General features: G+C 59.4%; 10 protein-coding genes. 4 read left to right on the top strand and 6 right to left on the bottom strand.

Annotated elements, in window-relative coordinates; all coding sequences use genetic code 11:
• Positions 1-2 precede the first annotated feature (2 nt).
• The 4 genes from paaD to paaA are packed head-to-tail and all read right to left on the bottom strand — an operon-like array spanning position 3 to position 2,496.
• Positions 3-500, bottom strand: coding sequence for a 1,2-phenylacetyl-CoA epoxidase subunit PaaD (gene paaD, locus APT89_RS16540; protein WP_041910189.1), 498 nt, complete (start codon positions 498-500; stop codon positions 3-5).
• Positions 501-511: 11 nt separating this feature from the next.
• Positions 512-1,258: a 1,2-phenylacetyl-CoA epoxidase subunit PaaC gene (paaC, locus tag APT89_RS16535; RefSeq protein ID WP_041910191.1), complete on the bottom strand. Its 747-nt coding sequence runs from the start codon at positions 1,256-1,258 to the stop codon at positions 512-514.
• An 8-nt stretch (positions 1,259-1,266) separates the two neighbouring features.
• On the bottom strand, positions 1,267-1,554 hold the full coding sequence (paaB, locus tag APT89_RS16530) for a 1,2-phenylacetyl-CoA epoxidase subunit PaaB (protein ID WP_003857353.1): 288 nt from the start codon (positions 1,552-1,554) through the stop codon (positions 1,267-1,269).
• Positions 1,555-1,566: 12 nt separating this feature from the next.
• A complete protein-coding gene (gene paaA / locus APT89_RS16525) occupies positions 1,567-2,496 on the bottom strand; it encodes a 1,2-phenylacetyl-CoA epoxidase subunit PaaA (protein WP_041910193.1) in 930 nt (309 codons plus the stop codon).
• A gap of 285 nt (positions 2,497-2,781) precedes the next feature.
• Between paaA and paaZ the strand changes: the two genes are divergently transcribed.
• From paaZ to APT89_RS16510, 3 genes are all read left to right on the top strand, one after another.
• Positions 2,782-4,824: a phenylacetic acid degradation bifunctional protein PaaZ gene (gene paaZ, locus APT89_RS16520; protein ID WP_041910195.1), complete on the top strand. Its 2,043-nt coding sequence runs from the start codon at positions 2,782-2,784 to the stop codon at positions 4,822-4,824.
• A 203-nt stretch (positions 4,825-5,027) separates the two neighbouring features.
• On the top strand, positions 5,028-7,301 hold the full coding sequence (gene tynA / locus APT89_RS16515) for a primary-amine oxidase (protein WP_060573000.1): 2,274 nt from the start codon (positions 5,028-5,030) through the stop codon (positions 7,299-7,301).
• 118 nt (positions 7,302-7,419) lie between these two features.
• Positions 7,420-8,526 carry a GGDEF domain-containing protein gene (locus APT89_RS16510; protein ID WP_028013023.1) on the top strand — a complete coding sequence of 369 codons (1,107 nt, stop codon included), beginning with the start codon at positions 7,420-7,422 and terminating at the stop codon, positions 8,524-8,526.
• A gap of 40 nt (positions 8,527-8,566) precedes the next feature.
• Here APT89_RS16510 and APT89_RS16505 read toward each other — a convergent pair whose 3' ends face one another.
• Complete coding sequence (locus APT89_RS16505; protein ID WP_060572997.1) at positions 8,567-10,066, bottom strand: aldehyde dehydrogenase family protein; 1,500 nt, start codon at positions 10,064-10,066, stop codon at positions 8,567-8,569.
• Between the two features lie 241 nt (positions 10,067-10,307).
• Here APT89_RS16505 and feaR point away from each other — a divergent pair, with 241 nt between their 5' ends.
• Positions 10,308-11,216 carry a transcriptional regulator FeaR gene (gene feaR / locus APT89_RS16500; RefSeq protein WP_047365497.1) on the top strand — a complete coding sequence of 303 codons (909 nt, stop codon included), beginning with the start codon at positions 10,308-10,310 and terminating at the stop codon, positions 11,214-11,216.
• On the opposite strand, the gene APT89_RS16495 is transcribed toward feaR, so the two are convergent.
• Positions 11,217-11,534: a YdbL family protein gene (locus APT89_RS16495; RefSeq protein ID WP_028013020.1), complete on the bottom strand. Its 318-nt coding sequence runs from the start codon at positions 11,532-11,534 to the stop codon at positions 11,217-11,219.
• Positions 11,535-11,538: the final 4 nt, after the last annotated feature.

The raw sequence follows: 11,538 nt of genomic DNA, 5'->3' as shown, positions 1-11,538 counted from the left end.
CCTCAAATACATTTGAAATAGTCGAAGGGCTCGCGGCAGGTATTGCAGCGGTAGAGCGCTTTGCAGGCCGTCGAACCGAATTCACTGATAAGGGAGGTGTCGGTGCTGGCGCAGCGCGGGCAGCTCACCTCTGCCGGGGCGTGCGCATGGCAACTATGCCCCACGGGTGGGCTGATGCCGTACGCCCGCAGGCGCTCGCGCGCGTCGGCGGTCAGCCAGTCGGTAGTCCAGGCGGGTTCAAGCTGGAGCACGATGTGCACGGGAGTGAAGCCGTGCGCGGTCATCGCCTCTCGGATTGCCCCCAGCAGGTGTTCCGTTGCCGGGCAGCCCGAGTAGGTTGGCGTGAAGCCAATCACCCAGCCTTCCCCCTGCGCCTTCACGCTGCGCACCATGCCTAAATCGGTGATGGTTAACACCGGCACTTCCGGATCGGGGATCTGGCTTAACAGCGCCCAGATCTGCGGAATTTGCGCAGGCGCGATGTCGACGAGGCGTTGCATAGCGTTCTCCTTTACCACTGCTGACCGGGATACGCGCGCTGGAGATACTGCATTTCCGCCAGCATCGGACCCAGATGTTCGGTATGAAGCCCCTTCTTGCCCCCGGTGCGGTACGCCACCTCTGCGGGAACCTGCAGACAGGCTTCTTTCAGACCAGCAAACACTTCGCTTTCCCACGGCTGGCGCAGGGTTCGCGGATCCACCGCCACGCCGGCGTCAATCAGCTCAAGCTCGACCTCATCGGCGTCAAACAGCTCCGCTGTAAACCGCCACAGGCTGTCGATGGCCTGCTGCATTTTTTGCGCGGAGGTTTCGGTCCCGTCGCCCAGCCGCACCAGCCAGCCGCGGCTGAAGCGCAGGTGGTAGCGCGCCTCTTTAATCGCTTTGGCGGCGATGGCGGCAAGCTGGCCGTCGCGGCTCTGAGTCAGACGTTCGTACAGCGCCACGTTCCAGGCATCCATCAGGTACTGGCGGGCAATCGTGTCGGCGAAGCTGCCGTTCGGCTGCTCCACCAGCAGGACGTTGCGGAACTGGCGCTCGTCGCGGCCAAACGCCAGCGTGTCTTCATCGCCCTGGCCTTCTGATTGCGCGGCATAGGTCAGGAAATTGCGCGCCTGCCCCAGCAGGTCGAGGCCGATATTGGCGAGCGCGAGGTCAATTTCCAGTTCAGGCGCGTGGCCGCACCAGGCGCCGAGACGCTGGGAAAGTACCAGTCCGTTATCGCCCAGACGCAGGGCATAGGCAGTCACTGAGTTCATTCTTTGCCTCACATATGCTCGATGCCGTCGGGGATGGTGTAGAACGTCGGATGGCGGTAAACCTTGCTTTCCGCTGGGTCGAAGAACTCGCCGCTCTCTTCTGGCTGGGAGGCCACAATTTCACTCGCCTTCACCACCCAGATAGAACAGCCTTCGCTGCGGCGGGTGTAGGCATCACGGGCATTTTCCAGCGCCATGCGATCGTCGGCGGCATGCAGGCTGCCCACATGACGGTGGGATAACCCTTGTTTGCTGCGTACGAACACTTCGTACAGCGGCCAGTAGACATTGCTCATGGTTATTTCCTCTTATGCGGCCTGACGGGTACGTTGTTTTTCGGCGTGCGCCAGCGCGGCTTCCCGCACCCACGCCCCGTCGTCCCAGGCTTTGCGTTTCGCGGCCAGACGTTCGTGGTTACAGATGCCGCGCCCGTTAATGACCTCGTCAAACTCCTGCCAGTCGATCTCGCCGAAGCGGTAGTGACCGCTCTCTTCATCGAAACGCAGGTCCGGATCCGGCACCGTCATGCCGAGCATCTCCACCTGCGGCACCGTGTTGTCGACAAAGCGCTGGCGCAGCTCGTCGTTGCCAAAGCGTTTGATTTTCCAGGCAAGGCTGCGGGCGCTGTTCGGCGAGTTGTCGTCGTTCGGCCCGAACATCATCAGCGCCGGCCACCAGAAGCGGTTGATGGCGTCCTGCAGCATCTGACGCTGATCCTCACTGCCCTGCGCCAGCGCCATGCAGGCTTCAAAGCCCTGACGCTGGTGGAAGCTCTCTTCTTTACAGATTTTCACCATCGCCCGGGCATACGGGCCGTAGGAGGTACGGCACAGCGCCACCTGGTTAACGATGGCCGCCCCGTCCACCAGCCAGCCGATCACGCCGATATCGGCCCAGCTCAGGGTCGGATAGTTGAAGATGGAGGAGTATTTCATCTTGCCGTCGAGCATCTTCTGGTAGATATCTTCCCGCGCGCAGCCCAGCGTTTCCGCCGCGCTGTAGAGGTAAAGCCCGTGTCCGGCTTCGTCCTGCACTTTCGCCAGCAGGATCGCTTTTCGGCGCAGCGTCGGCGCGCGGGCTATCCAGTTCCCTTCCGGGAGCATGCCGACAATTTCGGAGTGCGCGTGCTGACCAATCTGGCGGATCAGCGTTTTACGGTAGGCTTCCGGCATCCAGTCCTGAGGCTCAATCGCCGTCTCCTGCGCTATGCGCTGCTCAAACCGTTGTTCTTGCGTCACGTCATCACCTTTATGATTCGTTAGTTTGCAAATCAAAGCGAAATATTGAATCACTTTGTTTTTTAAAAGTTACACAAAGGTTAAATACAACCCCAAGAATTGTTTCCCGGTTTTGTGATGTTGCTCGCAAGGCTTTCACTCCAGGCCTTTTACAAAGCGCCTTTACGCGACGCGATTCGGCAAGTCAGATCACAACGTTAACAATTCATTAAAAACACAGCTTGATTTTTATGATTCGCGATCAAACTATTAATGGTGAAATCACGAAACATTTGGAGATAAGCGATGCAGCAGTTAGCCAGCTTCTTGTCCGGTACCTGGCAGTCTGGCCGGGGCCGCGAACGCGCGATTCATCACGCCATCAGCGGCGAAGCACTCTGGGAAGTGACCAGCGAAGGGCTGGACATGGCGGCCGCCCGTCGCTATGCCATTGAGCATGGGGGCGAGGCATTGCGCGCCATGACCTTTATTGAACGTGCCGCCATGCTGAAAGCGGTGGCGAAACACCTGCTCGGCGAAAAAGAGGCGTTTTATGCCCTGTCCGCCCAGACGGGCGCGACGAAGGCGGACAGCTGGGTCGATATTGAAGGCGGCATCGGCACCCTCTTCACATACGCCAGCCTGGGCAGCCGCGAGCTGCCGGACGACACGCTGTGGCCGGAAGATGAGCTAATCCCGCTGTCGAAAGAAGGCGGCTTTGCGGCGCGCCACGTTCTGACCTCGAAATCCGGCGTGGCGGTACACATCAACGCCTTCAACTTCCCCTGCTGGGGAATGCTGGAAAAACTCGCGCCGACCTGGCTTGCCGGGATGCCCGCCATCATCAAGCCCGCCACCGCTACCGCGCAGGTGACGCAGGCGATGGTCAAATCCATCGTGGACAGCGGACTGGTGCCGGACGGCGCCATCAGCCTGATTTGCGGCGGCGCGGGCGATCTGCTCGACCAACTCGACAGCCAGGACGTGGTGACCTTTACCGGCTCCGCCAGCACCGGACAGAGCCTGCGCGTGCACCCGAATATTGTGGCGAATTCGATTCCGTTCACCATGGAAGCCGACTCCCTGAACTGCTGCGTGTTGGGTGAAGACGTCACGCCGGAGCAGCCGGAGTTTGCCCTGTTCATTCGGGAAGTGGTCCGCGAAATGACCGCCAAGGCCGGGCAGAAATGTACCGCCATTCGCCGGATTATCGTCCCGCAAAGCCAGGTTGATGCCGTCAGCCAGGCGCTGATTGCCCGTCTGGAAAAGGTGGTAATGGGCGACCCGGCGCAGGAAGGGGTGAAGATGGGGGCGCTGGTCAACGCTGAACAGCGCGCAGACGTGCAGGAGAAAGTGGATCGGCTGGTCGCCGCAGGCTGCCAGATCCGTCTGGGCGGCAAAGCGGATTTGCAGGCCGCGGGGGCGTTCTTCCCGCCGACCCTGCTGTTCTGCCCGCAGCCGGATGAAACCCCGGCGGTGCACGATACCGAAGCCTTCGGCCCGGTCGCCACGCTGATGCCGTATCGCAGTGCAGAGCACGCCATGCAGCTTGCCCGCGCGGGCGGCGGCAGCCTGGCGGGGACGCTTGTCACCGCAGACCTGAACATTGCCCGCCAGTTTATTGCCGGCGCGGCGCGCGCCCACGGGCGTATTCAGATCCTTAACGAAGAATCATCAAAAGAGTCTACCGGCCACGGCTCCCCGCTTCCTCAGCTAATGCACGGCGGCCCTGGCCGCGCGGGCGGCGGCGAAGAGCTGGGCGGCCTGCGCGCGGTGAAGCACTACCTGCAGCGCACCGCGATTCAGGGTAGCCCGACGATGCTGGCCGCCATCGGTAAACAGTGGGTGCGTGGCGCAGCGGTGCAGGAAGATCGCGTCCATCCGTTCCGTAAATACTTTGAGGAACTGCAGCCGGGCGACAGCCTGCTGACGCCGCGCCGCACGCTGACGGAGGCGGACATCGTCAATTTTGCCTGCCTGAGCGGTGACCACTTCTACGCCCATATGGACAAGATCGGGGCGGCAGAGTCGATCTTTGGCGAACGCGTGGTTCACGGCTACTTCCTGATCTCCGCCGCGGCGGGACTGTTCGTTGATGCAGGCGTCGGGCCGGTGATTGCCAACTACGGCATGGAAAACCTGCGCTTTATCGAGCCGGTCAAGCCGGGCGACACGATCCAGGTGCGTCTGACCTGCAAGCGCAAAACGCTGAAGAAACAGCGTACCGCCGAGGAAAAACCGACCGGCGTGGTGGAGTGGGCGGTTGAAATCTTCAACCAGCACCAGCAGGCCGTGGCGCTCTACTCCATCCTGACGCTGGTGGCGCGCCAGCGGGGTGATTTCAGCTAACGTTCTCCCTCATCCTGACCCTCTCCCCAACGGGGAGAGGAGATTGCTCTGCACGACCTGTGATTTATCTCAGCGCCTTTTTTAACCTGGCAAGACCAACAAATAACCTGGCAGATGCAGGCAAACGCTTTTCTCAGGCGCCTGTCAGGATAAGGCTGTCACAACACAATAAACCCTAAAAACACAACAAGATGAGGTCTACGATGGGAAGCAATTCTTCTTTTTCTGCCCGTAGAACGGCACTGGCTATGGCCGTTGCGCTCTGTTGCGCCTGGCAATCCCCTGCTTTCGCCCACGGCAGCGAGGCGCATATGGTCCCGATGGACATAACACTGCAGGATTTTGGCGCGGACGTTCAGTGGGATGATTACGCACAGATGTTCACCATTGCGAAAGACGGCGCCTTCGTGAAGGTCAAACCGGGCGCAAAGACGGCCATCGTCAACGGTCACCCCCTCAAGCTTGAAGTGCCGGTAGTGATGAAGGACAAAAAAGCCTTTATCTCAGAGACCTTCATCAACGATGTTTTCCAGTCTGGTCTTGACCAGACCTTCCAGGTTGAAAAACGCCCTCACCCGCTAAACGCGCTGACGGCGGACGAAATTAAGCAGGCTGTCGGGGTTGTGAAAGCCTCTGCGGATTTTAAACCCAATACCCGCTTTACCCAGATCGCCCTTGCGGAACCAGAGAAAGCCAAAGTGTGGGACTTTGTGCTCAACGGTACGGCAGTGGACGCCCCTCGCCAGGCAAAGATCGTCATGCTCGACGGCAAGCACGTTATCGAAAGCGTAGTGGACCTGAAGGATAAAAAAATCCTGCGCTGGGAGCCGGTGAAGGACGCGCACGGCATGGTGCTGCTGGATGATTTCACCGCGGTTCAGCAGATCATTAACGAGAGCTCGGAGTTTGCCGGGGTGCTTAAAAAACACGGCATCACCGACCCGAAAAAAGTGATCACCACGCCGCTTACCGTCGGCTACTTCGACGGTAAAGACGGCCTGAAGCAGGAAGATCGCCTGCTTAAGGTGGTGAGCTATCTGGACGTCGGCGACGGCAACTACTGGGCCCACCCGATCGAGAACCTCGTGGCCGTGGTCGATCTTGAGCAGAAAAAAATTCAGAAGATTGAAGAAGGTGCCGTTGTGCCGGTTCCGATGACTCCGCGCCCCTATGACGGCCGCGACCGTGTCGAGACGCCGAAAAAGCCGCTCGACATCATTGAGCCGGAAGGCAAAAACTACACCATTACCGGCGACATGGTGCACTGGCAGAACTGGGATTTCCACCTGAGCCTGGATTCCCGCGTCGGCCCGATGATTTCGACCGTCACTTACAACGACAACGGGAAAAAGCGTCAGGTGATGTATCAGGGATCGCTCGGCGGCATGATTGTCCCGTACGGCGATCCGGACGTGGGCTGGTACTTCAAGGCCTATCTCGACTCCGGCGACTACGGCATGGGCACCCTGACCTCGCCGCTGGTGCGCGGTAAAGACGTGCCGTCCAACGCCGTGATGCTCAACGAAACCATCCCGGACTACACCGGCACGCCGATGGAGATCCCACGCGCGATCGCCATTTTCGAACGCTACGCGGGGCCAGAATATAAACATCAGGAGATGGGCAAGCCGAACGTCAGCGCCGAACGCCGCGAGCTGGTGGTGCGCTGGGTGAGTACCGTGGGCAACTACGATTACATCTTCGACTGGGTGTTCCACGAAAACGGCACCATCGGCATTGACGCCGGTGCAACGGGTATCGAGGCGGTGAAAGGCGTGCAGGCGAAAACCATGCATGACGCCACCGCCAAAGACGACACAAAGTACGGCACGCTGATCGATCATAATATCGTGGGCACCACGCACCAGCACATCTATAACTTCCGTCTTGATATGGACGTGGACGGCATCAACAACAAGCTGGTGGCGATGGACCCGGAAGTGAAGCCGAATACCGCCGGCGGCCCGCGCACCAGCACCATGCAGGTGAACCAGTATGACATTGATACCGAACAGCAGGCGGCGCAGAAGTTTGACCCAGGCACCATCCGACTGCTGAGCAACACCAGCAAGGAGAACCGCATGGGCAACCCGGTCTCGTACCAGATTATCCCTTACGCGGGCGGTACCCATCCGGTGGCGACAGGCGCGAAATTTGCCCCGGACGAGTGGATCTACCATCGTCTGAGCTTTATGGATAAACAGCTGTGGGTGACGCGTTACCACCCGGACGAGCTGTATCCGGAAGGGAAATTCCCTAACCGCTCCATCCACGACACAGGCCTCGGACAATACAGCAAGGATAACGAATCGCTGAACAACCAGGATGACGTGGTGTGGATGACCACCGGCACCACCCACGTCGCACGCGCGGAAGAGTGGCCGATCATGCCGACGGAATGGGTGCATACCCTGCTCAAACCGTGGAACTTCTTCGACGAGACGCCAACGCTCGGGAAGAAAAAAGACGAAAAATAACCACCCGCCGGGCAATTGCCCGGTTTTTTTTGCCCTGACGTTTGAGGATCGCCCTCGCTTGCTTATAGTTACTGATATATCACCTGCATGATTTTTCCCCCGGACGGGAAAGGGCTTTATGGAAAAAAGAAAAAAACCGACGCTGGAACGGGCAACCTGGCCGACGCGCCACGCCATGGTTATGCACGGGCTGGCGATGAACCTGCCCTGGCTGGCTTTCGTCAACATCAGCTTCGCCGTGATGATTCTGCTGCGCCATGTTCTGCTTAACGCCAGCGATCCCCTTTATCCCCACTTGCCGCATATGATGAAAATGGTCGACGCTTCGATGCTCGGCATTATTATCCTCTCGGCTGCACTGATCCTTATGGGCTGGCGGCGCATCGCCGGTATCAGCGTAGTGCTGTGTATCTGTAGCGCTATCTGGTCGATATCATGCTTCTGGTTCATCACCGATTTACTGCTGCCCCACGTCTGGCCGCTGTGCGTTATTTTATTACTCGCTGGGTTAACGGCCCTCTACTTTTACCCTGTGGGGTTGCTCGCCTTCGTGCTCCCGCTCTGGATAACCTTGCCGATTGCAAGCTGGGTACTGAATGATGGCCTTAATCTTCACTTCGTTATCATCTGGAGCGTCTTTTCGCTGATCCTGATCTGCGGGCGCTTCATCCTCTTAAGCTGGTTTGACGAGGCCTGGCGACGTAACCAGCAAAACCAGCTGCTGATCTCACGACTGGATGCGCTGGCGCATCAGGATCCGTTAACCACAACCGCCAACCGCCGGAAGATGGAGGTGGTGCTGGAGAACGCGGTTGAGCAGAAGAAACCGTTCTCGCTGATTATGCTGGATATTGACTATTTCAAACGCTACAACGACACCTACGGTCACCAGGCGGGTGACGACTGTCTGACGCGCGTGGCGCGGGTATTGAAGCAGTCAGTGCGAACGCCCGACGATGTGGTGTCACGCTACGGCGGCGAGGAGTTTGTGGTGATCCTGTTTAACTGCCCGGAAAATATCGCGGAAAAAGTTGCGGTACGCATTCAGGACGGCCTGCGCGCGGAGTCGATACCGCACAGCGCGTCATCCGTCAGCGATCGTGTCACCGTGAGTATGGGGATTGCGGGCATGGTCGAGGGGCTTGCGGGTACCGAGATTATTGCCCGCGCCGATGCGGCGCTGTACCGGGCGAAAGAGGCCGGGCGGGATCGGTGGTCGCTGTAAATAAAGCCGGGTGGCGGCTACGCCTTACCCGGCTTGTTTTTTAATACCGCACGCAAACCGACTTGGTTTCGCACCAGCCGTCCAGCCAGTCCGGGCCAAAATCACGTCCGGTGCCGGACTGCTTCATCCCACCGAACGGCAGGTTGGCGTCAATCAGCGTATGGCTGTTCACCCACACGGTGCCCGCCTGCAGCCGGTCGGTGTACTCCAGCGCCTTGCTGATATTCTGCGTCCAGACGCTGGCCGTCAGGCCATATTCGGTGTCGTTCGCCAGCTGGAGCGCCTCTTCCCCGTCGGCGACGCGTACCAGGTTGACCACCGGACCAAACACCTCTTCTCGGGTTAACCGCAGCGCGGAATCCGGGTTCACCACCAGCGTAGGCGACACGTAATAGCCTTTGCCCTCCGGACCGCGGTTACCGACGATCAGCTCCGCGTTGCGGGACGTCGCTTCGTCGAGGAAGGTCTGCACCTTATCGCAGTGGGCGCGCGACACCAGCGGGTTGATAAACGCCTCCGGCGACATGCCCGGCCCGACGCTCAGGGATTTCACCGCCTGTTCGAACCCGCTCACCAGCGTGTCAAACAGCGGGGCTTCAATGTAGATGCGCGAGCTCGCCGCGCACACCTGCCCCTGGTTCAGGAAGCTGCCGGTCATTAATCCTTCTATCACCCACGCGGGGTCCGCATCCTTCAGCACGATGGCCGGGTTTTTCCCGCCCAGCTCCAGGGTCACCCCGGTTAGCGTGTCCGCCGCCGCGCGGGCAATTTGCTTACCCGTTGCCGTTGAGCCGGTAAAGCTCACCTTCGCAATATCCGGGTGCGAGGTCAGCGCTGCGCCACACACCGCGCCGCTGCCGGTTACTACGTTGAACACCCCGTCCGGGATGCCCGCTTCGCTGGCCAGCTCCGCCACGCGCAGCAGGGTTAGCGGCGTGGTTTCAGACGGCTTAATGACGATAGAGCAGCCCGCGGCCAGCGCTGGCATCACTTTCCACATCCCGATCATCAGCGGGAAGTTCCAGGGCACAATCCCGGCCACCACACCAACCGGCTCCTTACGCGTCCACGCCTGGTAGCGCGCACCCTGCGGCAGCGGGATGGAAAGATCGAGGGTTTTGCCCGCAATTTTGGTGGTCAGCCCGGCGGTATAGCGCATCCAGTTGAGGGTGCAGCCCACTTCAAAAGCCCGGGAGATGTTAATTGATTTGCCCTGCTCCAGCGTTTCAAGCTGGGCCAGCTCCTCGCCGTGCTGTTCGACCAGATCGGCGAAATGGAGCAGGATCCGCTCGCGCTCCGCCGGTAATTTTCCGGCCCAGGTGCGGGCCACAAAGGCGCGCCAGCCGGACATAACGGCCCGGTCAACGTCATCGACGCTGGCATCGGCGGTCGAGGCAATCACCTCGCCCGTGGCCGGGTTGTAGACGTTCAGCCGCTTTTCGCTGTCCGACGCGGCCTGACGCCCTTCAATCCACAGGCCGTGGTGTCGGTCTAAAAACTGCTGCACGGCAGGCAGAACAGCCACCTGTGATTCAGACATAGGATACTCCTTCGTTATTCTTCGCAGGGTGTTCATCCAGTCTATGTGGGGTTTTGCATTCTCGCTTTTGTCTCTGTGACATTCGCTTTGCCACCTGTGACAGGTGCCGCAAATCGCGATAATCGCCGCTTATATCGCTGTTACCGGTGAGTGTTCTTTCCTATAGTCAGCCTCATAGCTCTGACAAAATGCAACACAAATGCAACAATGCGAAAACGTTGACGGTGCAGCGAGAGAAACGATGGCGTGTGCAAGCGAGCAGGAACAGTATCAGCAGTGGCTGGCGCAAATTAACCAGGTTTGCGGGCGTTTTAACGCCCAGCCCACCGAAGGCAAATTCTTCGGCGAGCTGGAGACCAGCTATGCGCGCAGCCTGAAGCTCAGTACCGTCACCGCCGGCGGCGTCAACCTGTTCCGCTCCCGACGGGAGATCGCACAGAGTAATGATGCCTGGTTCTACACCGTCTTCCAGCTTGAAGGCAGCGCGCAAATTGAGCAGGATGAGCGTCGCGCGGTGCTCAGAACCGGGGATATCACGCTGATTGACGCCTCTCGTCCCTGCTCGATCAACTGGCTGGAAAAGTCCCGCCAGATTTCGCTGCTGGTTCCCCGTCAGATTATCGAACAGCAGTGCCGCTTTCAGGAGGTAAGCTGCGCGCTCGCCCTTTCCCGCACCTTACCCACTGTCCAGCTGAGCCATCGCCTGCTGATGGAAAGTATGAACAACCGCGACCTGAGTGACCGGGAGAGTGAAGCGGCGCTTGAGGCGATGGTCTGCCTGCTGCGCCCCGCGTTCCAGCAGCGCGACGTGATTCAGCCGCGCAAGGAGCGCCAGTTTCAGCACGTTGTGGCGCTGATTGATGACCATATTCAGTCTGAATCGCTGCGTCCGGAATGGATTGCCGCTGAGAGCGGAATGTCCGTACGCAGCCTCTACCGCATGTTTGCCGAGAAGGGGCTGGTGGTGGCGCAGTACATTAAAAACCGTCGTCTGGATCTCTGCGCGCAGGAATTGCAGTCAACCGGCGACGATGAAAAGCTGGCGGGCATTGGCTACAGCTGGGGATTCACCGACCATAGCCACTTTTCAACGGCCTTTAAGCAGCGTTTTGGCGTCTCGCCGGGTGAATACCGCAAGCGCTACCGCTAGCTATTTTTTCAGCCACTTACCGTTAATGCCCTTCACGTACTCGCCCGGCTGCGCGCGGGCCACCAGCTTTTGCCCCGCCATTTTCGCCACTTCATCAACCGGCAAATTATTGCTGTCGGCCAGTTTCTGATAGCTCTCCGTGCGCGCCGCGTTAATGCGATTCACCAGCTCCAGCGTTTCGGCATCCTGTTGGATCGGAGCAAGATAGCCGCTCAGGGTTTCCCCCACGCGCCCCTGCGCGCGGGCATCGTTTAAGGTCAGCGCAGCCGCCTGCACGTTTATACTCAGGGCCAGTAAAATCAACGCTAATCGTTTCATGGCA

It is taken from the genome of Enterobacter sp. 50588862 (assembly GCF_001462935.1).
In the GTDB taxonomy this organism is placed as follows: domain Bacteria; phylum Pseudomonadota; class Gammaproteobacteria; order Enterobacterales; family Enterobacteriaceae; genus Enterobacter; species Enterobacter bugandensis.
Note: the sequence above shows the minus strand (reverse complement) of the source record. Positions and strands in the feature narration are given on the sequence as shown.